This window comes from Pseudomonas sp. LF-5 (assembly GCF_037626295.1).
Taxonomy (GTDB): Bacteria; Pseudomonadota; Gammaproteobacteria; order Pseudomonadales; family Pseudomonadaceae; genus Aquipseudomonas; species Aquipseudomonas monsensis.
Map to the genome: position 1 here is coordinate 750,982 of NZ_JARKMT010000001.1, position 20,970 is coordinate 771,951.

The 20,970-nt window shown below is 56.0% G+C and carries 19 protein-coding genes and 2 pseudogenes; 16 read left to right on the forward strand and 5 right to left on the reverse strand.

Going from position 1 to position 20,970, the window contains the following annotated elements; translation table 11 throughout:
* Window positions 1-146 precede the first annotated feature (146 nt).
* Both PseuLF5_RS03460 and PseuLF5_RS03465 read left to right on the forward strand, forming a co-directional pair.
* On the forward strand, window positions 147-1,604 hold the full coding sequence (locus PseuLF5_RS03460) for an NAD-dependent succinate-semialdehyde dehydrogenase (RefSeq protein WP_340132932.1): 1,458 nt from the start codon (window positions 147-149) through the stop codon (window positions 1,602-1,604).
* A 26-nt stretch (window positions 1,605-1,630) separates the two neighbouring features.
* On the forward strand, window positions 1,631-2,710 hold the full coding sequence (locus PseuLF5_RS03465) for a tartrate dehydrogenase (protein ID WP_267794704.1): 1,080 nt from the start codon (window positions 1,631-1,633) through the stop codon (window positions 2,708-2,710).
* Window positions 2,711-2,826: 116 nt separating this feature from the next.
* Here PseuLF5_RS03465 and PseuLF5_RS03470 read toward each other — a convergent pair whose 3' ends face one another.
* Entirely contained in the window at window positions 2,827-3,753 is a 927-nt protein-coding gene (locus PseuLF5_RS03470) for a 2-hydroxyacid dehydrogenase (RefSeq protein ID WP_340132933.1), read from the reverse strand.
* Between the two features lie 286 nt (window positions 3,754-4,039).
* Between PseuLF5_RS03470 and gabT the strand changes: the two genes are divergently transcribed.
* From gabT to PseuLF5_RS03485, 3 genes are all read left to right on the forward strand, one after another.
* Window positions 4,040-5,332: a 4-aminobutyrate--2-oxoglutarate transaminase gene (gene gabT / locus PseuLF5_RS03475; protein ID WP_340132934.1), complete on the forward strand. Its 1,293-nt coding sequence runs from the start codon at window positions 4,040-4,042 to the stop codon at window positions 5,330-5,332.
* A 96-nt stretch (window positions 5,333-5,428) separates the two neighbouring features.
* Complete coding sequence (locus tag PseuLF5_RS03480) at window positions 5,429-6,085, forward strand: 2-haloalkanoic acid dehalogenase (protein ID WP_340132935.1); 657 nt, start codon at window positions 5,429-5,431, stop codon at window positions 6,083-6,085.
* Between the two features lie 45 nt (window positions 6,086-6,130).
* Window positions 6,131-6,619 carry an Lrp/AsnC family transcriptional regulator gene (locus PseuLF5_RS03485; protein ID WP_027616181.1) on the forward strand — a complete coding sequence of 163 codons (489 nt, stop codon included), beginning with the start codon at window positions 6,131-6,133 and terminating at the stop codon, window positions 6,617-6,619.
* A gap of 59 nt (window positions 6,620-6,678) precedes the next feature.
* Here the strand turns inward: PseuLF5_RS03485 and PseuLF5_RS03490 are convergent, their stop codons facing one another.
* Window positions 6,679-8,142, reverse strand: coding sequence for an aldehyde dehydrogenase family protein (locus tag PseuLF5_RS03490; RefSeq protein WP_340132936.1), 1,464 nt, complete (start codon window positions 8,140-8,142; stop codon window positions 6,679-6,681).
* 395 nt (window positions 8,143-8,537) lie between these two features.
* Here PseuLF5_RS03490 and PseuLF5_RS03495 point away from each other — a divergent pair, with 395 nt between their 5' ends.
* The 7 genes from PseuLF5_RS03495 (at window position 8,538) to PseuLF5_RS03525 (ending at window position 14,294) form a co-directional block, all read left to right on the forward strand.
* On the forward strand, window positions 8,538-8,981 hold the full coding sequence (locus tag PseuLF5_RS03495; RefSeq protein WP_340132937.1) for a hypothetical protein: 444 nt from the start codon (window positions 8,538-8,540) through the stop codon (window positions 8,979-8,981).
* Between the two features lie 204 nt (window positions 8,982-9,185).
* Window positions 9,186-9,743, forward strand: a complete 558-nt coding sequence (locus tag PseuLF5_RS03500; protein ID WP_340132938.1) for a hypothetical protein — start codon at window positions 9,186-9,188, stop codon at window positions 9,741-9,743.
* A 671-nt stretch (window positions 9,744-10,414) separates the two neighbouring features.
* The gene (locus PseuLF5_RS03505; RefSeq protein ID WP_340132939.1) at window positions 10,415-10,834 is read left to right on the forward strand and encodes a hypothetical protein; all 420 of its coding nucleotides are present in this window, start codon (window positions 10,415-10,417) and stop codon (window positions 10,832-10,834) included.
* Entirely contained in the window at window positions 10,831-11,208 is a 378-nt protein-coding gene (locus PseuLF5_RS03510; RefSeq protein WP_340132940.1) for a hypothetical protein, read from the forward strand. The genes PseuLF5_RS03505 and PseuLF5_RS03510 overlap by 4 nt, the downstream gene beginning before the upstream one ends.
* A 162-nt stretch (window positions 11,209-11,370) precedes the next feature.
* Window positions 11,371-12,165: a hypothetical protein gene (locus PseuLF5_RS03515; RefSeq protein ID WP_340132941.1), complete on the forward strand. Its 795-nt coding sequence runs from the start codon at window positions 11,371-11,373 to the stop codon at window positions 12,163-12,165.
* A gap of 3 nt (window positions 12,166-12,168) precedes the next feature.
* A complete protein-coding gene (locus PseuLF5_RS03520; RefSeq protein ID WP_340132942.1) occupies window positions 12,169-13,242 on the forward strand; it encodes a DUF6602 domain-containing protein in 1,074 nt (357 codons plus the stop codon).
* A gap of 476 nt (window positions 13,243-13,718) precedes the next feature.
* Window positions 13,719-14,294 (forward strand): hypothetical protein, encoded by a 576-nt coding sequence (locus PseuLF5_RS03525; protein WP_340132943.1) that lies wholly within the window; start codon window positions 13,719-13,721, stop codon window positions 14,292-14,294.
* Between the two features lie 517 nt (window positions 14,295-14,811).
* Here PseuLF5_RS03525 and PseuLF5_RS03535 read toward each other — a convergent pair.
* Window positions 14,812-15,009: pseudogene (locus PseuLF5_RS03535) on the reverse strand (solute carrier family 23 protein); the annotation flags it as partial.
* 36 nt (window positions 15,010-15,045) lie between these two features.
* On the opposite strand from PseuLF5_RS03535, the pseudogene PseuLF5_RS03540 reads away from it, so the two are divergent.
* A pseudogene (locus PseuLF5_RS03540) lies at window positions 15,046-15,348 on the forward strand (LysR substrate-binding domain-containing protein); the annotation flags it as partial.
* Window position 15,349: 1 nt separating this feature from the next.
* On the opposite strand, the gene PseuLF5_RS03545 reads toward PseuLF5_RS03540, so the two are convergent.
* Both PseuLF5_RS03545 and PseuLF5_RS03550 read right to left on the reverse strand, forming a co-directional pair.
* A complete protein-coding gene (locus PseuLF5_RS03545; RefSeq protein WP_340132944.1) occupies window positions 15,350-15,754 on the reverse strand; it encodes an acyl-CoA thioesterase in 405 nt (134 codons plus the stop codon).
* 380 nt (window positions 15,755-16,134) lie between these two features.
* A complete protein-coding gene (locus tag PseuLF5_RS03550; RefSeq protein WP_340132945.1) occupies window positions 16,135-17,700 on the reverse strand; it encodes a carbohydrate porin in 1,566 nt (521 codons plus the stop codon).
* Between the two features lie 167 nt (window positions 17,701-17,867).
* Between PseuLF5_RS03550 and PseuLF5_RS03555 the strand changes: the two genes are divergently transcribed.
* The 3 genes from PseuLF5_RS03555 to PseuLF5_RS03565 are packed head-to-tail and all read left to right on the forward strand — an operon-like array spanning window position 17,868 to window position 20,965.
* A complete protein-coding gene (locus PseuLF5_RS03555) occupies window positions 17,868-19,142 on the forward strand; it encodes an ABC transporter substrate-binding protein (protein WP_340132946.1) in 1,275 nt (424 codons plus the stop codon).
* Window positions 19,143-19,163: 21 nt separating this feature from the next.
* Window positions 19,164-20,126, forward strand: a complete 963-nt coding sequence (locus tag PseuLF5_RS03560; protein WP_340132947.1) for a carbohydrate ABC transporter permease — start codon at window positions 19,164-19,166, stop codon at window positions 20,124-20,126.
* Entirely contained in the window at window positions 20,123-20,965 is an 843-nt protein-coding gene (locus tag PseuLF5_RS03565) for a carbohydrate ABC transporter permease (protein WP_186745344.1), read from the forward strand. The genes PseuLF5_RS03560 and PseuLF5_RS03565 overlap by 4 nt, the downstream gene beginning before the upstream one ends.
* Window positions 20,966-20,970: the final 5 nt, after the last annotated feature.

The following is a 20,970-nucleotide window of genomic DNA, read 5'->3' on the forward strand; positions in this document are numbered from 1 at the left end:
CAACAGGAAATTGCGTTTAGCAGGCGAATACAAATCTGCTGTTCCACCGCCAATTTCAGCAGCCGACACTGTCCGCTGCGCGCTTTCAGCATCCTTGTTCGTTGAGTCTCCCTAGACTGGTATCTGTCTCGGATCAGGACTCGACCATGCTCAAAAAACGTTTGAAAGACCCCGGTCTTCTCGCAGAACTCGCTTATGTGAACGGCCAGTGGATCGGCGCTGATGACCGCGCAACACTGGATGTCGTCGACCCGGCCAGTGGCGAATTAATCGGTCGCGTGCCCGCCATGCAAGGCGTGGAAACCCGCCGCGCCATCGACGCCGCAGAACAGGCCTGGCCCGCCTGGCGGGCACGACCGGCCGCCGAACGTGGAGCCCTGTTGGAGCGTTGGTATCAGGCGATGATCGACAACCTCGACGATCTAGCGCTGATCATGACCTGCGAACAAGGCAAGCCGCTGAATGAAGCCAAAGGTGAAATCCGCTACGGCGCGGGTTTCGTCAAATGGTTCGCCGAAGAGGCTCGGCGGATTTACGGCGAAACCATGCCGACGCCCAGCGGCGACCGCCGACTGTTGACCCTCAAGCAACCGGTGGGTGTCTGCGCGGCGATCACGCCATGGAATTTCCCCAACGCAATGATCACCCGCAAGTGTGCACCGGCCCTGGCGGCGGGGTGCCCGATCATCGTCAAACCGTCGGATCTGACGCCGCTGTCAGCGCTCGCATTGGCGGTGTTGGCTGAACGCGTCGGCATTCCGGCCGGGGTGTTCAATGTGCTGACCGGCATGCCCGCCGGGATTGGTGAAGAGCTGACTGGCAACCCGACGGTGCGCAAAATTTCCTTCACCGGTTCCACTGCGGTGGGCCGCTTGCTGATGCGCCAGAGTGCCGAACACATCAAGCGATTGAGCCTGGAGCTCGGCGGCAACGCACCGTTCATTGTGTTTGACGACGCTGATCTTGAGCAGGCGGTTACCGGGATTATGCTGAGCAAGTTTCGCAACGCCGGGCAAACTTGCGTCTGTGCCAACCGGATTCTGGTGCAGGAGGGCATTTACCAGCGCTTTGCCCAGCGTCTGGTCGAGGAGGTCGGCAAACTCAAGGTCGGCAATGGCCTGCAAGATAATGTGGCCATCGGACCGCTGATCAACAAGGCTGCCGTGAGCAAGGTCGCTCGACACATTGATGACGCCCTGAGCCAGGGCGCGCAGTTGCTCTGCGGCGGCGTTCCGCAGGGCGACAGTCAATTTGTGCAACCGACGGTGCTCGGAGATGCCCATGCCGGCATGCTCCTGGCCAACGAAGAAACCTTCGGCCCGGTCGCGCCGCTGATGCGTTTTACCGACGAAGCCGAAGCCTTGGCGCTGGCCAACGCCACACCGTTTGGTCTCGGCGCCTATTACTTCACTCAAGACTTGCGTCGCTCATGGCGTTTCGGCGAGGCGCTGGAGTTCGGCATGGTCGGGCTCAACACCGGAATCATCTCCATGGAAGTCGCTCCATTCGGCGGCATCAAGCAATCGGGCCTGGGCCGGGAAGGCAGCAAATACGGTCTTGACGAATACCTTGAAGTCAAAGCCTTCCACATTGGCGGCTTGTAACTTCACAAAACGGGGAGCCACAACTGATGAGCAAGGTCTTCAGGATCGCCGCGATTGCCGGCGACGGGATTGGTAAGGAAGTGCTGCCCGAGGGGCTGCGAGTACTGGAGCAGGCGGCGAAGAAATGGCAGCTGGCCTTGAGCATCGAAGTGCTCGATTGGGCGCATTGCGATTATTACCTGGAGCACGGGCAGATGATGCCCGAGGACTGGTTCGAACAGATCAAGGGCTTTGACGCGATTTACTTCGGCGCGGTGGGCTGGCCGGAGAAAGTGCCGGACCATATTTCTCTGTGGGGGTCGCTGCTGAAATTTCGCCGCGACTTCGACCAGTACGTGAATATCCGCCCGGTGCGCTTGTTCCCCGGGGTGCCATGCCCGTTAGCTGGGCGCGAACCGGGGAGTATCGATTTCGTGGTGATTCGCGAGAACACCGAAGGCGAGTATTCATCGGTCGGCGGCAAAATGTTCGAAGGCACCGAGCATGAATTTGTGCTGCAAGAATCGGTCTTCACCCGCCGGGGTGTCGACCGGATTCTCAAGTTTGCCTTCGACTTGGCCCAGACCCGGCCACGCAAGCGCTTGACCGCAGCAACCAAGTCGAACGGCATTTCGATCAGCATGCCGTACTGGGACGAGCGCACCGCGCTGATGGCCGCGCAGTACCCGGAGGTGACGTGGGACAAGCAGCACATTGATATCTTGTGTGCCCGGTTTGTTCTGCAACCGGATCGGTTCGATGTGGTGGTGGCGTCGAACCTGTTCGGCGACATCCTCTCCGACCTGGGGCCGGCGTGTGCCGGAACCATCGGTATTGCGCCGTCGGCAAACCTTGATCCGGAGCGACGTTTTCCGTCGTTGTTCGAGCCGGTGCATGGTTCGGCGCCGGACATCTATGGGCAGAACATCGCCAACCCGATTGCGATGATCTGGTCCGGGGCGCTGATGCTCGATTTCCTGGGCAACGGTGACGAGCGTTATCGCGCAGCACACGACGGGATCTTGCAGGCGATCGAGCGGGTGATCGCCGAGGGACCGATCACTCCGGACCTGGGCGGGAAGGGCTCGACCCAGGATGTCGGCAGGGCCATCGCCGAGATCCTCTGACGCATCGTCATCCTCTCTAGGCTTGAGCCTGCTCGCGATAGCGGTGAGTCAGTCGACATCAATGCCGACTGACAGATTGCAATCGCGAGTAGGCTGGCTCGTGCAGAAGGTCTGAGTCAGTAGCCTTTGTTGCGGTCGATCTGACCGGTCATGGGCTCGCCGCGTTCGAAGCAGCGGATGTTTTCCAACAGGACTCCAAATGCACTTTCCGGCTGGGTCATCGCCGCGATATGCGGCGTCAGCAGAATCTGCGGATGGTCCCAGAAAGGATGATCCGCCGACGCCGGCTCTTTCTGCACAACATCAAGCACCGCGCCGCTGAGTTGCCCGCTGTCCAGCGCTTCGAGCAAGTCTTCTTCCACCAGATGCCCACCGCGCCCCATGTTGATCAGTGCCGCGCCACGCGGCAATTGGCGAAAAAGTTCACGGTCGAGAATGCCCCGGGTCTGCTCAGTCAGCGGCAATACGCACATCACAATATCGCACTGGCTTAGAAACGCCGGCAGTTGCTCGCGACCGGCAAAGCACTCGACGCCGGCAATCCGGTGCGCACTACGCGCCCACCCCTTGAGGGCAAAGCCCAGGGGCTGCAAGGTGGCAAGAATCTGCTGCGCCTGAGTACCGAGGCCCATCACCCCCACCCGACGCTTATGCGCCGGCTGCAACAAGTGCGCCTGCCAACACCGCGCTATCTGCTGCTGGCGATAGCGCAACATATCCCGGTGCAAACCGAGCACGGCAAAACTGGCGTACTCGCACATGCCTTGGGTGATCCCGGGATCAAGCAGGCGCACCACTGGAAGACTCGGCGGGATACGGCTCAGATCCAATTGATCGACTCCGGCCGACAATGCAAACAACACCTGCAGATTCGGCAGCAACGTCTGCAAATCTTCCGGCGCTTGCCACGCCGCCAAGTACTTGATGTCTGTGGGATCGCCGATGTCCGGCCAGGCGCGCCATTCGATATCCGGGGCATGTTCGGCGAACAGTGCTTTCCACTGTTCGCCGCGCACGGGGTCAGCTTTGTAGAGCAGGGCCATAGTCAATTCCTGCGTGGGTTGAAAGTGCTCCCATCATCGCCCAACGCCAGAGCAGGATCTGTTGAAAGCCGCGCTGCGAACACTTCGCGTCACGTCATATAGACACGCGGCCAGCAGATTCGGCGGCCTGAAGGAATCTGCCGTTTGGCAGGGTGAAAACAGTCGATCCGGATTTCTCAGGGGCCAAGTTCGGCGTAGTTCGTTTTGCGCAAGCCTTAATCTTAAGACCCTCTGCAACCACCTCCTGCATTCACTCCGGGCTGCCGGACTCACGAAGGGAAATGCCATGAACAGCCAAGTCGACCAAACGCCTCATTTACTCCGTCAGCGTGATCAGTTTGTGCCACGCGGACTGGTAACTGCTCACCCGCTGGTGATTGATCGCGCCCAGGGGGCTGAGTTGTGGGACGTGGACGGCCAGCGTTATCTGGATTTCGTCGGCGGCATCGGCGTGCTGAACATCGGCCATAACCATCCCAAAGTAGTTGCCGCGGTGCAGGCCCAGTTGCACAAAGTCTCGCACGCCTGCTTTCAGGTGGTGGCGTACAAGCCGTATCTGGATCTGGCCCAGCGTTTGTGCGAAATGATTGGTGGCAAAGAACACTATAAAGCGGCGTTCTTCACCTCCGGCGCCGAAGCCGTGGAGAACGCGGTGAAAATCGCTCGCGCTCACACGAACCGACCTGCGGTGATCTCCTTCCGCGGCGGATTTCACGGGCGCACCTTGCTCGGCACCACGCTGACCGGCATGAGCCAGCCATACAAACAGAACTTCGGGCCATTCGCACCGGAGGTATTTCACACGCCATATCCAAATGCCTATCGCGGCGTCACCAGCGAGATGGCGCTCAAGGCGCTGGACGAGTTGTTCGCCACTCAGGTTGCGCCGGAGCGGGTTGCGGCGATCATCATTGAACCCGTGCAGGGCGACGGCGGCTTCCTTGCGGCACCGGTACAATTCCTCCGGGCATTGCGCGAGTTGACCCACAAGCACGGCATCGTGCTGATCCTCGATGAAATCCAGACCGGGTTCGGCCGCACCGGCAAGTGGTTTGGTTTCCAACACGCCGGCATCCAGCCTGACCTGATCACCGTCGCTAAGAGTCTGGCCGGAGGGCTGCCGCTATCGGGCGTGGTCGGCAAAGCCGAAATCATGGATTCGCCATTGCCCGGGGGCCTCGGCGGCACCTACGGCGGCAATGCACTTTCCTGCGCCGCGGCCCTGGCGGTGATCGACGCATATGAAGAAGAGAAACTGCTCGAGCGTGGCGATGCGTTGGGCAAGCGCCTGCGTGAAGGCTTGCTGCAGTTGCAGCGCCGTCATCCGCAGATCGGTGACGTACGCGGTACCGGTTTCATGCTGGCCATCGAGCTGATCAAGAACGATGAGGCGCGCACCCCGGACGCTGATCTGAACCAACGTGTGATTGATGAAGCGCGCAAGGGTGGCTTGCTGGTGATCAAGTGCGGCATCTATCGCAACGTCCTGCGCTTCCTCGCGCCCCTGGTGACGACCGAAGCGCAGATCGATGAAGCGCTGCAGATTCTGCAGGCATCGTTGGCACGGGTATTGAACTGATGTCCGCCGTGTTCAGCGGAGCGGTCGCAGGCCAGCGTCGCTGAACCTTTTTGGCGCATGGATTGTTGAAACGCATCATCGGAGGCTGTGTACACCATGGGGCTTACTGATTATCGAGCACTACTCATCGATTGCGACGAAGTCCTGGTTGACCGTGATTCGGGTGTCTGGACAGCGCTGCAGCCGTTGCTCGACAGCCGGGGAGGGCGCCCGGACAAGGAACAGGTGCTGGGCGAATTTCGCGAGGTGGTGCGGGAGCTCTATCCCCGCTTTGCCGAGCTGGGCTTCAGTGGATTGCTGTGTTTTGCCCATCGCCAACTGGCCGAGCGCTGGAGCTTGAAAGCCAGTTGGGAGGAGGGCATGAGTTTCGCGCGTTCTGCTGCCAACTGGTCATTGTTCGAAGATGCGCCGGGAGCGATGCTGTACTTACGCAAGTTTTATCGCCTGTTGGTCGTGGGCGACCGGGATGCCGAGGACCGCGCAGTGTTGTGCGAGCATCTGGGGATTGTGGCGGATGACTTTATTTCGCTGGCCAGCGATCCGTTGCGAGACGAGGACTGGTTGAGTGCCAACGAGCTTAAGCCGGCACACATTCTGCGGGTGACTCGACCCGCCGCCTGCGGCCAGGCGCTTACCGATGTGTGTCTGATCGGTCGCGAACGGGTGAAACAACCTGCCCCATGCGCTGCGGATTATTGCATCAACAGCATGGCTGACCTGGTCGCACAGCATCAGGTGTATTTACGGCGCTGATTTTGCTAGTAGATTGTCCTACAAATGGCAGTCAAGAGGTTCGCAATGGAAGGTTTAGTCAAACTGGACCGCATCGACATCAGTATCCTGGTTGAGTTGCAGAAGGACGGGCGCATGACCAATGTGAGTCTGGCCGATGCCGTGGGATTGTCGGCCAGCCCCTGTCTGCAACGGGTCAAACGGCTGGAATCGGCCGGGTACATTTCCAGCTACAAGGCACACCTGAACCTGGCGAAGATCACCGAATCGGTAACGGTCTTCACCGAAATCACCCTGAGTGACCACAAGCGCGAAGACTTCGCCAAGTTCGAGTCGAATATTCGGCTGGTGGATGAAGTGCTCGAGTGCCATTTGATCAGTGGTGGCTACGATTATCTGGTGCGCTTCATGACGCGCAGTATTCAGCACTATCAGGAAGTGATTGAAAGCCTGCTGGATAAAAACATCGGCATTTCCAAGTACTTCAGCTACATCGTCATCAAATCCCCGGTGCTCAAGGATGGTGTGCCGTTGCGCAAGTTGTTGCGGCACTGAAATTCCATACATCCATCAGGCACGAATAGGGGGGACAGCTAACTGTCCCCCCATTGGTGCTAGCCACCAAAGCCAACGATGGCTTTGGTTTCCAGATACTCCTCAAAGCCGTAGACACCAAATTCACGACCATTGCCGGATCGTTTGTAGCCACCGAACGGTGCCATTGGATTCCAGGCAGGGTGGTTCAGCAGCACTTGTCCCGCGCGGATACGTGAGGCAACGGCACGCGCACGATCAAGGTTGCTGGATTGAACGTGGGCGCTCAGTCCGTACACCGTGTCGTTTGCGATCGCCACAGCCTCATCGAGCGTTTCATAGGCAATGATGCACAGCACTGGCCCGAAGATTTCCTCCTGGGCAATGCGCATGCTCGAATCGACCTCGGAAAAGACAGTCGGTCGGGCATAGAAGCCTGTTTCATGACCAGGCACGCGTCCTGGCCCGCCGCATACGAGTTTGGCCCCTTCGCTCAGACCCGATTCGATCATGGCTTGCACACGCTTGAACTGTGCCTCATTGGCTATCGGACCGAGTACCGTCTCTTCCGATTGTGGATCCCCCACGACGATCGCGTTGGCGGTCGCGGCGGCCAGTGCCTCGACTTCCGCAAGCCGGTCCCTTGGTACGATCATTCTGGTCGGGGCGCTGCATGATTGCCCGACGTTGCGAAACGCCGTCATCACGCCCAATGGCACGACTTTGGCGAAGTCGGCATCGGGCAGCAGCACGTTGGGCGACTTTCCGCCCAGTTCTTGAGTGACGCGTTTCACCGTAGGGGCGGCCGCTTGTGCGACCAGTGCGCCTGCACGGTTTGAACCGGTGATCGAAATCATATCGATATCCGGGTGCGCAGCCATCGCGCCGCCGACCGCGGAGCCCGTGCCATTTACCAGATTGAAGACACCCGGTGGCAGCCCGGCGTCATGCACCAATTGGGCAAAAAGAAGGGCGCTCAGCGGTGACAGTTCGCTGGGTTTCAGCACCACTGTGCAACCGGCTGCAATAGCCGGGGCGACTTTGGCGGTGATTTGATAAAGCGGCCAATTCCAAGGGGTGATGAGACCGCAGACGCCGATGGGTTCGCGTTCAATCGCGGTGCCGCCTTCAACCTCCTGGTAGCGATAGGTTGACAGCAAGTCACGGGCAATCCGGACGTGTTCGGCCGCCAAGGGCACTTGCATCGCTCGGGCGAAACCGATGGCAGCGCCCATTTCCAGAGAAAGCGCCTGCGCAAGTGGCTCTTGTCGCTCAAGGATCAGGTCGTAAATCTTGCCAAGGAAACCCGCACGCGCTTCGGCGGAGGTCGCAGACCAACAAGGAAACGCCGCACGCGCTGCCGCGACTGCCCGATCAACGTCTTCAGCCGATCCACTGGCGACCTCTGCAACTACGCTTTCAGTCGCCGGATTGACCACGGGCAAACTGGCAGGCGTTGCCGGCGAAGACCAGCCACCATTGATATAAAACTGTTGAGACGTTTGCGAATCCACGGGGTAGATATTCGAAGATTGTGTTGTCATCCAACTAGCTCCTTAGAGTACTAATGGGGGGCGGTTAACAGCCGGGTCGGAGGGAGGTCAGAGCAACGCCGTGGCACCGGTACATGCGGTGCCCTGTGGTTTGAATAAACTAGCAAAAGCACCCAGTCGAAATATGCCGTTCTTAAAGCCGGCAAGGGATAATCTGCTGTATCTCAGGGGCTGACTTTGTATCTGTGTAATCAAGCGCATCAAAGCCGTTAGCTAATGCCCGGACCCGCTGAAGAAGGCGCGTGGTTGAATGCGCCAGCTGTTGGTCGTAAGCCTGAAGGGTGACCATCGAGGCGTTCAGCAAAGCGTTGATATATAACTAAACTAAACAAGCATTTAGTTTAGTTATATTTATTTGTTATTAATGGAGCAGGGTAGCTCATCAGATGAACGAGGGGTGGTTCATCCTTGTCGGCAATACAGACTTCTTTTGGCCAGCTGCAATGCATGCTGGATTAGCCTCAGAGCTGTACCTCAAGTCATTTCTGGTCGATTACGATCTTGCCCATCCAGGAGAGATTGATGACCCGGAATGGTTTTTGACTAGTGCTTCCAAAGGACACAATCTCGTTGCTCTTTATAAAGCGATTCCTCCTGAATACGCTGATGCAATACGCCAGATATCAGAACGTATTTCACCTGGTTTTGAGTTGGAGCGCCGCCTTGATGATTGCTCAAAGCTTTTTGTTGGGACTCGCTACACCTATGAACATGGTTCCATTCATAGCTTAGATACGGACGTCTTTGAACTGGCTCCGCACCTGGAGCGGATCATCGCGGAAATGACGCAGACATCAAACGGCGGCAGTGTTGCTACTAGCAACACCTGATCACTTGGTGAAAAGCATCGAGCAGAGCCCAACGAGGAGAATCCTTTATGTCGCATAATGTATATTATGTTAAACCAGATGCTATGTTAGAAATGTTCATGAGGCTCATAAGGTACTGATTCGACAAACCCGTTTCTGGCATCCATTCTCTCAACGGGCCATGTTCTCCAGTTCATGGCGAGTCCTTGACTGAGGTGTCTGCCGATGAAGCTGATCCAGTGCCGGTTCTCTTCAGGTCAGCGTATACCGCTGCTCGTTCAAGCAGGTAACGCGGCGCCGTTGCCCATTCTCATTCCGTTCATCTACGTTCAGCTTAAACTCAGACACCGAGCGTACAGCACTGCTGCGGCACATCTTCGCGCGATCCAGGCTTTCTATACCTATGCCCAAAGTCGAGACGTTCATATGGATGACGTCATCTTGACCTGCCACTTCGAGTCGATTCTGGCGTTACTGGACGGCTACGCCATCTGGCTCCAAAGCGGCCGTCAGGCTGACAACCTGGTCGGCCGAATTGGCACAGCTTACACGGCATCTTTCCCGCAAATCGATCCGCGTACCCGTGATCAGTACCTGCGCTTGCTAAAGCAGTATCTGTCCTGGTGTGTCACCCGTTACATCCCGCGCGCCCGTCAGAACTCGACCACCTTGGCTAACATTGAGGTGGTATTCGCCGACGTCGCCGACGTCATTGATTCGCCCAGGTGCCGCGGAGAATCCGTTTCCGGAACGACTGCAGTTGCACAATTGGCTGATGATTGAATTGCTACTGGAGACTGGTATTCGTCGCGGAGAGCTTTTGAAGCTCTACACCACGGATATTAATCAGGTATCTCAGCACGCCTAGCGGGCCGAACGCTGGAAGGTCTGGGTGCCTGTGGTGGCTGCGCTTGTCGGTGCAGGTGCCGCTGTTTCGGCAGCTTTCCTGAGAAATGAAATACCGCCTACTCCGCCTCCCCTTGCATCCTACTCGTCTCAGCCACAAACGGCCTCTCCGGCTCCGACAACTACACTATATACCTGCTGCTCCGTTGCGACTGGTGAAGAGCAGTCAGGATCAAACCTAACACCGACCGAGCCACCAAATGAGCCTCCCCCTGATGCTTTTTAAGCTCGTCCCGGCAAGGGGGCGCGGCAATGAGGCCAGCTGATAGCGGGTTGATCTGAGCGAAGGAATTTAACGGCACTCACATCGTAATACGCTTACTTTGCAGGATTGAGACACCGCGATCCATTGCCTACGTGGTACCTCGCGAAGCTCGCCGGGGTACAGCAGTCACCTTGACAGGACCTGCCCCTCGTCATGGACGACGAAGGCTTGGACACTACCCGACGAGCCCGGAGATAGACAATGCCAAGGAAATTGGTACATTCAGGCAGGTGCTCAATGCGGCGCCCGAGTAACCCCACGTCACCTCCAAGGAATGTTTCTGATGTCGGTCGATAACGTTGTTCGCAACTACAAGCAGAGCCAGGCCCAACAGCTTCTTGCTCGCCTCAAAGCAGATGAGTGCATGCCGCATACGCTCGCTCCGCCACGTGACTCGAAAGAGTTCATCATTCGCATCCAGCTCAGCCACGAACTTCACTACCACAAAGTCCATGAGCTGTTAGAAGAGGCCGGGGTTACCCGGACGATCACGACTCGCGATGGAATCCAACGTGATCTCCCCCATGCGATGTTTTACCTGCGCAGTGCGCGGAAGATCACTAACAAAGTGGTCTTCACAGCCCTAGCACTTACGCTTGAAGAGCATGCAGAGCTCCATAACCTGCGCGACCTCAATCCACAAATCATGGTCATGAATGCGAACGAGGTTTACTTGGAGCTCGACGCGAGCAAGGAACCATGATTGGCCATACCCACGGCTTTCCGGACTCCGATTGGGCGCAGGCGAAAGCCGCTGCGCGGGAAATCCTGATCAGGCGAGCTCGGCTGAGGAGCCGTGAGCTAGTGACATACGGAGACTTCGTCGCCCAAATCCCATTGGCCATCGCGCACGATGATCACCGGCTCAGCTTCCTTCTCGATGAGATATCGACGGAAGAGTACACCGAGGGTCGAGGCTTCCTGACTGCACTCGTTGTGCATCAAGACGACTGGATGCCAGGTGCCGGATTCTTCACCATGGCTCGCAGATGCGGCGCTGAGGTGGACAATGAGGAAGCGTTCTACATGGACGCCTTCAACTATGTGGTGACGTACTGGCGAGCGCACCGGGACTGAATCAAACAGGGGTGAGGTCATCATCCCGCGCTCGTTCGGAAAATGTTGAAGGCTATCAGCCTACCTGAACGGGCAGCATGATTGCAGTTACCCCAACTTTTTAACAATGGCTGACGTCTTTAAACTAGATTCTGCCCAAGCGCTCAACCGGGATTATCGATTATGCAAGTATATTTATCATGCCCAGATTGCGTTGATGAACAGGCGCGCCATGAAGCCTCATCAGAACCGTCAGACTTCACTAATACCCAAAAGCGACTTACGGCGTATCCAGTGCAGTTGACTAATGAAATATCCTATGAAGTGAAATGCGTATTTGGTCACTCGTCCGCCGTCTTGATTAACATGACGAATCACGAAATATTGTTCGAGTTCGGCGTTCACTCCATTCTCGATGGATATTACAGAGAGGCAGTCACCTCATTTGCAGCAAGCCTTGAGCGATTCTATGAGTTCGTCAGTCGCTCGATTGCCCTAGCTTACCTTTGCCCCGATAAAGAAGAAATGCAATGCTGGAAAAAAATTGCGGCTCAATCTGAGCGGCAGCTAGGAGCATATATTTATTTGTATGTTATTCATTTCAAGGAGCAGCCTAAACTTCTTTCAGATTCAAATATAAAACTGAGAAACTCATCAGTTCATAAAGGAAAAATTCCGACCCATGACGAAGCTGTAGCATTCGGAGAAGAGGTGTTATCTATTATATCCGGCATTTCTCTCAGGCTCTGGCAAACCATACCCGAAGCTGCGCATAAGGTGCTGAGTGATAACACACAGCTTTCAATCAATAAGATAGTTTCTGCAGGAGGCACTCAGCCTAAACATGTTCAGAGTCTCGATTTAGCAACCCATGGCAGGAGATCTCTTAAAGAACACCTTAAAAGGAAGATGTTGCGGCACTCGAAAAATACGCTGGATAAGCACAACAAGATAATTGACGCGCTAGAAAACAAGTAGCGCATGAAGCTGGCAACTATCCGTCTCAATGATCTAGAGGGCAAAATGGACGATACAATCAACCCAATCAAGGAATTGATCAGCAAAGCTGCGAACGAGTTCGCCAAGGAGTTTGAGGAGTGCAGGATACTTTTCAAAGATGAAGACGCCAGGAACAAACTGATTCACGGTGGCGAATTCGGAGGCTACCGAGAAAGAATAGTATCCAATCTAATAAGAAAATTCCTACCTAAGCACCTTGCCATGGGTGAAGGCTTCGTTGTAAACACAGAAGCCACGAAGACTAAGCAGGTCGATATCATTGTATACGATTTCGAGAACACCCCAGAGCTTGAGTCCGCAGGCGCTCGATTTTATCCTTACGAAACTGTAGTCGCACTTGGCGAGGTCAAGTCCACCCTAAATGCAACCACGCTTGAAACAGCATTAGAAGTGATGAGGGCGAATAAAAAAATCAGAGAGTGCGTCCCCCACAACCCCTTCCCAATAAGGCCAGCAGGCCTGTCTGAAGCAATTTTGCATCACCTCAGTACGGTGACTCCAGAGGTGTTTAATGAATGGGGTGATTTCAAGCACATAATGGACGCTCTTTTTGATTTTAAAAAAGAAGGTGCGAGCACCACTCCTGGGGCCTTGAACAAGCACAAAGAGTTGATTTATAATCCAAGGTATTTTGAAGAGCTTAACGTAGTAACTTTTTTGGTTTGCGATGAAATAGAAAACTTTAGCCAAAAAACTGACCACCAACTAAAAGACATGCTTTTTACTCGAAACGTTGACATTGAGCATCTAGGATTTAATCTAATACTTAGCGTTAAAGATGGACTCATCCTACATTGTGGATTTTCAGGCGGGCATCAGATCGCAACACCCTATCCAAAATTACGCAACACAAAATCGACAATATTTGTCAAAACACCGATAAATAGTGATAACTCTCACATCGTGACCTTTGTTTCAATGCTGCTTCACGCAATTTCGTCTACTGCAGTCTTTGAGTTTTCTCCAGTCCCGTATATCGAGCAGCTCATGCATGACCTTGAAAAAGATCCTAGCATGCGAAGAATTATTGAATAGCATGTCTTGCATGTTAGAGATTGTACAAATTGTTTACAGGCTCGATGAAACCTAATTTTTTTGTAGTTGGATCACTGCGGTGGAGGTCCTGAAGGGATGGGGCTCGTTACCCTGTGAACCGTGGCTTTCTTAGTCGACACGAAGGATGCTAGGGCAGCGCGAGCGGTAGTTTCAGTTCTCGCCCCCCTGCTGCGGTGAATTAATGTGATCGCTGCCAGTTGTGCTTGTAGCACCCAGTAATGTGCCCCGGCACGCGAGCCCTGCCCCATACCGTGATTTTTCGGAATGTAACTCCGCCACTTCTGCCGCTTGAGGTGATGATGTCGTCGTCAGTTTTGAGGTTCGTATGGTCCAAAATTCGCGGCCATCAGGTTAGTAAGTACGCCCTGCTCCTGATCGCTCCAGTCTTTGTAAAACCGTTAGATTTCACCCCTACTAGGAGGCCGATCCATCTGCGGCTTAAGGAGCTCTGGGGATTGCCTTTGGTTGTTGCCGGAGTGTGGGCTTCCTTGGCAAGCTTCAGTCTCGAGTGGGCGTATGGAAATTCTGTTGGGCCTGAAGTACCAGTTGCCGAGGCATTGGAGATCGTCGGCCGCCTCAAGAATATGACCTGGGTGTTGGTGGCTGCTTCCACTGCAATCTTGCTATACAGCATCAGCGTTCTCCGTTGGGGATACCACTGCGTTGCGATCCAACTGTTGAGCAAGCGGTTTTCCAATCTCAGCAAGCCCGACTGCCTTTTCTTTGTCGTTAATACGTCAGGATGGGGGATGTGGCTTGCCATCTACGGGTATGGCCTATTTCAAGCGATCAAATGGTGGGTCAACGCTGGGCAACCTTCCTACCTTCCAGATGCCAATAACTTGACCGAACCGTTGATGCACGTAGCAATTGTGTGCGCCTTGGGCGGGTTGCTACAGCTCACGAACCGTAACAATGCTGAAGGGATGCGAGCGCTTTACGGAGGGCATCGAGGGTTGAGCTTTTTAGTCAAGCTCGTAGGCATTCTGCTGATGTTTTTCCTCGGCAGCATTTCATTAATACTCGGCTAGCATCAGCAAAAAAACGGCGTGCCCTCCCCGAAATATGCCGTGGGTGCGGGCACCCATACTTCCATTCCATAGGTTTTCATAGCGCTGAAGCACATGTTGGAGGTAGACAGGTATAGGACGCAGTAGGTGACCCTCGCAGCTGCGGCACGCGCTTAACGTTGGCGGTCAGGCTTTCCAGGGCGTCCATCGAAATGGATGGCTCAACCACCTGTACCAGCCGACCGTGTCGAACTGGCATTGTTGGATCGTCGTAAGTATGTCGCGGCGCAAACCTGCTTCGCCGTGAAAGCAGGTCGGGTCGGCGAAGCTAAGACGGCCGGGGAAAACGAAGCCTATGAACGACAAGTTATGAACAGCCGAATTCATTTCGGGAGCATTTAGCCTGCGGTGTTCGACCCGCGAGCGACTCATGAACATATGACATCGCCCACTTGTTAAATGGTGTATTGCGCTAAGCACCCTCACGCTAAACGTGTCTCCACTTCGACAATCAACCCAGCACCTTGTAGATCTGAGTAACCACCTGCCTCGTAGCATCTTCAAGCGCAATCAAACCGATGTTCTGGGTGAAGACGTTGTAGGGAAAGCTGTTGAGCAAGCCGCCGAGCATGGTCGAGAAACCGTCAGCGCGAAACGCGTTATCGAGAGTCCGGTGCGTGGTCGGTTTGCCGATCGTCAGGCAGTTGTCGGTGGTCCCGGCCATGATCACTAATGTCACACTGACCGTGGCCAAACCCGGCAACAGATTGGCGGGTTACCCAAGGAACTTGCGTTCCAGCAACTGGGCAAATTGATCATGCTGCATGTCTGCCAACCCGGCCATCCATTGGCGCAACTCGATACCGTCACGTTCGGCGACCAGCGCGCCCATCGCCGCCTGGCCTTCAGCGCCCACGCGAGTAAATTGCCGAGCAGCGAATACCTGCGTTCGCCCCAGTTGTGGCAAGCGGAAAGCTATCTGGCGTTATTCGAAATGGTTCGTGCCGTGCTCGACTGGACCACCCTGCCCCGGCAACTGATCAAGCGTGAATTGGCCAAGGGTGAACTGGTGGAGTTTATGAAAGAAGTGCTCTTAACTGAGCTGGAATGGGTATAACTTCCTTGCTTTCTGGTGAGACGCATACGTGGGTGATATTCGCCGTAAAAGCCAATAAGTCCTTACCTAAAAACCCCTCAACCAAAAAGGTAAAAGAGTGCGCCCCCAGCTTGGCCACACCAACTTTTATAATCACTTCATCATCCCACGTTACCGGGCTCAGCAACTCTATCGACATCGCGCGCACCGGCGGCAGAATATTAAAACCCATTAAAGTTCTAAGCCCTGGAGCGCCCAGCCACCGGTCAAGCGCTACATAAATAGCTTCTACAGCAAAATATGAGAACCGCGGAGTGTAAACCACTCCTGCCGGGTCACAATCTCCGAACAAAATGGTTCGATTTACAAAAACTGCATCCGGCATTAAATCATCCCTGTCGTTATTGGTTAGCCACGCCGCCGGCATCTTGCCTATTAACGCAACGGCCGCCCTACCACTCTATCAGGTCATTCAAACGAATGGCCGAAGCGACTCTGGGGGCGAAGCGACTCTGGGGGCCACGTTCAGCGCCGTGGGCGCAGGCTTGCAAAGTATCTATGTCGACCGTAAGGCGCTTAACAAGGGTTTGGTTGTGCGGACAGACAACGATGCCCCGGCAAGTAGTGCATATGATAACGATCAGGAAAATACCACCGCCATGCTTGAAAATGGCTGGTTCTTGACCGGAGATATAGGCTTCTTGCATGTAGCAATGCTGGCTCGGTGCAGTGCGACCAAGCCGCACTGCACTTGTCTCTCGGCCTTTAAAACCAGGTCTCCATCTGAATGCCGTACTGCCAGACACCTCCCGCATGGAAGTCGGTCATGCCAAAGGCATCTGTGGTGCTGAATCTGTCCAGATCCGAAGACCAGTTCATGAAGCTTGCGAACACTCGCAGTTCAGGACGCGTAAGAAGATCTGCAACGTCAAGTTTGAATGTCGGGGCGACCGTGAATTTCCAGAAGTTACCGTCGACCGCATTACGTTGCAGATAGCCCTTGGGGTCGAGGTTCATGGTTTGCCAGCTCAGTTCGTAGGCCATCTCGAAGTTACTGTTGATTTTGTTAGCCAGTCGCACGTTCAGAGTCAGCCAGCGGTAGTCGTCACCCTTGACGTATCGGTCCTTGCTTTGCTCGGCCAGCAAGCTGGGCCCGATACGCCAGTCAGGCGCAAGCGGGGTCTCCCCGTAAAGTGCCAGACGCAGCGCGCGGGCCTCGTCGATCAACTCCCCGTCCGAGCCAACGTTCTTGACTTCTGCACCCAGGCCTTGCCCATAGAGCAGCGCCGTTTTGAAGAAGCCTTCTCTGCCGAAAAAAGTTTTCTGGTGGTTGGCCAGCATGCTGTGCAAGCCGGAATCCGCAGGCGTCAAACCGGCTTTATTGGTGCGGGTCGAAAAATCGTTTTTCTTCGCACCGATGGCGTTGTACATCCATTGCCACTGGCCATCCGCGAAAAACTGGTTGGAGGTCAGAATGTAGCTTTCCACATCGGCATTGATACCGCCTTGACTGAAATCCCCGTAGCTACGCCCAATCAAGGAGTAATTCGAGCGCCAGTTCTTGTTCATCTGCACATCGTAAATGCCACCGCCGGTGCCAGCCAGGTAGACGACGTCCGAGTCCAGCCAGTGGATATCGAAGTTGTCTCTGTCGAAGCGCTTGCCTGCCCACAGCGTGGCGTTCTCGAACACTGAATTGCCTTTGAACGCGGCGACATGGTCGAGCGTGGCGAATACCTGGCGTACGTTGAGTTTGCTTTCGTCGGCCGTCCAGTCGTTGGAGCTTTCCACCCCGTCGGCGATGGAAACCGTGAACTTGGAGCGGGTGCCGTTTTGCGCATGGATCTCTTTCGACAGGTCGATACGCATGTAGGTGTCGTCTTCGTTGCCGAGTCGCCCCACTGCACCGCCCACCGAGCCGGCCGGCGTTTTATAAGGGCCGCCACGGCCACCACCGAGTCCCTCGTCGACCAACAATCCGGAGCGCGCATAGCCGTTGAAGCTGAACCCATCAGTGAGGTGTCCGGTACTGCCCTCTTTCTCCGGGCTTTGCTGACGGGCTTCGAGTTTTGCCAGTCGGGTATCCAGGTCAGGCGCCGAAATGGCTGTTGCGTTAGACGCGGCGGGCTGCAAGGGAGGGGACGCAAGTTTGATTTGCTGCAATTCGCGGGCAAGTATTTGGGTCTGCTGTTCGGCCGTGGCTGCGCGCTTTTCGGCTGCGCTGGCACGGGCTTCAAGTGCGGCCATGCGCTGTTCCAGTGTCGCTGCCTGAGAGGTCGCCGCGGATGTGCCGAGCACACCTGCCAGGAGCCAGCCTGTTGCTTTCTGCATGTGAAATCCCTGTTTGTTTTTATTGTTGGTTGACGCTATTGACGTTTTTTTGCCGGAGTAGCGCGTTGTCGCAATCGACGAAAAAAAGGGTGCCTCATCGCAAATACGCTGCTACATTTGGTGATGTTAACGTTAACTTTTCTAAAAACAAAAATAAAGGACGCTCGATGAAACACCTGAAATCGCTCCTGCCCGCCACATTGATCACCCTGTTTGCCGCACTTCCATCCGTCTCGAGCGCAGCCGATCTGACGATCTCGTGCGGCGCTGTGGGTGCGGAGTTGCAGCTGTGCAAGGAGGCCGTCGAGAGATGGTCGAAACAGACTGGCAACAACGTCGAGGTGGTCTCCACGCCTAACTCGGCGACCGAGAGGCTGTCGTTCTATCAACAGATCCTCAGTGCACAGTCCGCCGACATCGACATCATTCAAATCGACATGGTCTGGCCGGGGATGCTGGCCAAACACCTGATGGATCTGCGTGAGGTGCTTCCAGCCAACGCGACCCAAGGCTACTTCCAGGCACAGGTCGATAACGCCACCGTAAACGGACGTTTGGTGACGATGCCCTGGTTCACCGACTCGGGCCTGCTGTATTACCGCAAAGACTTGCTTGAGAAATACAACCGGCAGGTCCCCCAGACCTGGGAAGAAATGACTGCTACCGCGAGGGATGTTCAACAGGCCGAACGCACCGCCGGGAACGCCAATGTCTGGGGTTACATCTTTCAGGGCCGCGCCTACGAGGGGCTGACGTGTAATGCGCTGGAGTGGATCAGCAGCCAGCCGCAAGGCGGGCTGATCAATCAACGCGGCGACATCGTGGTCAACAGTCAGGCTTCAAGAGCGGCTTTGACGTTGGCGAAAAGCTGGGTCGGCGACATCTCCCCGCGTGGCGTGCTCAATTACACCGAGGAAGAAGGCCGTGGCGTTTTCCAGTCGGGCAATGCGCTGTTCATGCGTAACTGGCCCTATGTCTGGGCCCTGGTGCAAAGCCAGGACAGTGCCGTAAAAGACAAAGTCGGGGTCGCTCCCCTGCCCCGCGGCGGCGAGACCGGCGACCATGCCTCCACCCTCGGTGGCTGGGGCCTGGCGATATCGCGCTACAGCGCCCATCCCGAACTTGCCGCCGAGCTGGTGAGCTACCTGACCAGCGCCCAGGAGCAAAAACGTCGAGCCCTGGCAGGCGCCTATAACCCGGTGATCGAGTCGCTGTATCAAGATCCCGAGTTACTCGCGGCCATGCCTTATTACGCTCAGTTGCACAGCATTCTCAACGATGGGGTCATGCGCCCCGCGTCAATCACCGCCGATCGCTATCCGCGGGTCTCCAATGCGTTCTTCGATCGCGTGCATGGCGTGCTCGCGGGCGAGTTGCCCGTCGATCAGGCGCTGGCCGAACTGGAAAGCGAACTCACGCGCATCAAACGCCAGAGCTGGTAAGCCACAAGGAAGGAAATCACCATGTCTGTCTCTACTGCCCATGCCCCCTTCGACGAGCTGCTGCTCACGAGGGAAACGCCCGTACAACGCCTTCGGGTACGCGCCGCCTGGCTGTTCCTGACACCGATGCTGTTGTGTCTGGCCCTGGTCGCAGCCTGGCCGCTGCTGCGCACATTCTGGTTCAGCCTGACCGACGCCAGCCTGGCGGACAGCGGTGGCGCAACCTTCATCGGCTTGAGCAATTATCTGGTCCGCAACGGTTCCGCCTGGTCGGGCATCCTCGTCGATCCACAATGGTGGAATGCGGTGCGCAACACGTTGTATTTCACTGTGGTGTCAGTGGGTCTGGAAGTCGTACTGGGGCTGTTGGTGGCGTTGCTGTTGAACATCAAGTTCACCGGCCGCTCTCTGGTGCGTGCGTTGATTCTGATTCCATGGGCGATTCCGACCATTGTCTCGGCAAAGATCTGGGCATGGATGCTGAACGACCAGTTCGGCATCATCAATCACTTGATGCTGAGCCTTGGCCTGATTGACGCGCCCCTGGCCTGGACGGCAGATGCAGACCTGTCGATGTGGGCGGTGATCATCGTCGACGTCTGGAAGACCGTGCCTTTTGTCACGCTGCTGATGCTGGCGGCCTTGCAGATGTTGCCAAGCGATTGCTATGAAGCGGCCCGGGTCGATGGCATCCACCCGCTGAAAGTGTTCTGGCGTGTCACCCTTCCCCTGTTGATGCCTGCACTGCTGGTGGCAGCGATCTTTCGCATTCTCGACTCGCTGCGGGTATTCGACGTGATCTATGTGCTGACCTCGAACTCGTCGAGCACGATGAGCATGTCGGTGTATGCCCGTCAGCACCTGGTGGAATTCCAGGACGTCGGTTACGGCAGCGCGGCTTCAACCCTGTTGTTTCTGGTGGTGGCGGTCATCGCCATGCTTTATCTCTACCTCGGCCGCCGTCAACTGGAGGTCCGTTCATGAGCCCGCGCCTGCTGAAAAAAGCGTTGTTGCGCCTCGGCTTCTGGTGCCTGATCGGGGTGTTGCTGCTGTATGCGGTTTTCCCCTTCTACTACGCCATCCTCACGTCGCTGAAGCCGTCCAGCGCCTTGTTCGAGGTCAGCTACTGGATCGCAAACCCGGACTTCTCCAATTACGCGGCGATCCTCCATCAAGCCTCATTCCTGCGGGCGATCGGTAATTCGCTGGTGGTTGCGCTGTGCGTGGTGACACTGGCGCTGTTCCTCAGCCTGACCGCCGCCTATGCCTTGGGCCGGGTGAAATTCCGCGGGCGTGGCACGGTGTTGATGATGGTGCTTGGCGTTTCGATGTTTCCCCAGGTTGCGGTGCTGTCGGGGCTGTTCGAAGTGATCCGTGCCTTGGGGCTGTACAACACGTCCTGGGCGTTGATCCTGAGCTACACGATTTTCACCCTGCCCTTCACCGTCTGGGTGCTGACCACATTCATGGGGCAATTGCCCCATGAATTGGAGGAAGCGGCAATCATGGATGGCGCCTCGCCCTGGGTCACGCTGACCCGAGTGCTGTTGCCGTTGCTATGGCCCGCGCTGGTGACCACTGGTTTATTGGCCTTCATCGCCGCGTGGAACGAGTTCCTGTTTGCCCTGACCTTCACCCTCACTGACACCCAACGCACGGTGCCGGTCGCCATCGCGTTGATTTCCGGCGGCAGCCCCCATGAGTTGCCTTGGGGCTTGTTGATGGCGGCCTCGGTGCTGGTCACCGTCCCACTGGTGATTCTGGTGCTGATCTTCCAGCGCCGAATCGTTTCCGGTCTTACTGCCGGCGCGTTAAAGGGTTGATGCCC

Excerpts from the sequence above, each read along its gene's own strand:
- PseuLF5_RS03510 (WP_340132940.1), top strand. The coding sequence starts at position 10,831 with ATGATTGGCCATACCCACGGCTTTCCGGACTCCGATTGGGCGCAGGCG.
- PseuLF5_RS03555 (WP_340132946.1), top strand. The coding sequence starts at position 17,868 with ATGAAACACCTGAAATCGCTCCTGCCCGCCACATTGATCACCCTGTTT.
- PseuLF5_RS03550 (WP_340132945.1), bottom strand. The coding sequence starts at position 17,700 with ATGCAGAAAGCAACAGGCTGGCTCCTGGCAGGTGTGCTCGGCACATCC.
- PseuLF5_RS03565 (WP_186745344.1), top strand. The coding sequence starts at position 20,123 with ATGAGCCCGCGCCTGCTGAAAAAAGCGTTGTTGCGCCTCGGCTTCTGG.
- PseuLF5_RS03505 (WP_340132939.1), top strand. The coding sequence starts at position 10,415 with ATGTCGGTCGATAACGTTGTTCGCAACTACAAGCAGAGCCAGGCCCAA.
- PseuLF5_RS03460 (WP_340132932.1), top strand. The coding sequence starts at position 147 with ATGCTCAAAAAACGTTTGAAAGACCCCGGTCTTCTCGCAGAACTCGCT.
- PseuLF5_RS03495 (WP_340132937.1), top strand. The coding sequence starts at position 8,538 with ATGAACGAGGGGTGGTTCATCCTTGTCGGCAATACAGACTTCTTTTGG.
- PseuLF5_RS03515 (WP_340132941.1), top strand. The coding sequence starts at position 11,371 with ATGCAAGTATATTTATCATGCCCAGATTGCGTTGATGAACAGGCGCGC.
- PseuLF5_RS03500 (WP_340132938.1), top strand. The coding sequence starts at position 9,186 with ATGAAGCTGATCCAGTGCCGGTTCTCTTCAGGTCAGCGTATACCGCTG.
- PseuLF5_RS03490 (WP_340132936.1), bottom strand. The coding sequence starts at position 8,142 with ATGACAACACAATCTTCGAATATCTACCCCGTGGATTCGCAAACGTCT.
- PseuLF5_RS03485 (WP_027616181.1), top strand. The coding sequence starts at position 6,131 with ATGGAAGGTTTAGTCAAACTGGACCGCATCGACATCAGTATCCTGGTT.
- PseuLF5_RS03560 (WP_340132947.1), top strand. The coding sequence starts at position 19,164 with ATGTCTGTCTCTACTGCCCATGCCCCCTTCGACGAGCTGCTGCTCACG.
- gabT (WP_340132934.1), top strand. The coding sequence starts at position 4,040 with ATGAACAGCCAAGTCGACCAAACGCCTCATTTACTCCGTCAGCGTGAT.
- PseuLF5_RS03480 (WP_340132935.1), top strand. The coding sequence starts at position 5,429 with ATGGGGCTTACTGATTATCGAGCACTACTCATCGATTGCGACGAAGTC.
- PseuLF5_RS03545 (WP_340132944.1), bottom strand. The coding sequence starts at position 15,754 with ATGCCGGATGCAGTTTTTGTAAATCGAACCATTTTGTTCGGAGATTGT.
- PseuLF5_RS03520 (WP_340132942.1), top strand. The coding sequence starts at position 12,169 with ATGAAGCTGGCAACTATCCGTCTCAATGATCTAGAGGGCAAAATGGAC.
- PseuLF5_RS03465 (WP_267794704.1), top strand. The coding sequence starts at position 1,631 with ATGAGCAAGGTCTTCAGGATCGCCGCGATTGCCGGCGACGGGATTGGT.
- PseuLF5_RS03470 (WP_340132933.1), bottom strand. The coding sequence starts at position 3,753 with ATGGCCCTGCTCTACAAAGCTGACCCCGTGCGCGGCGAACAGTGGAAA.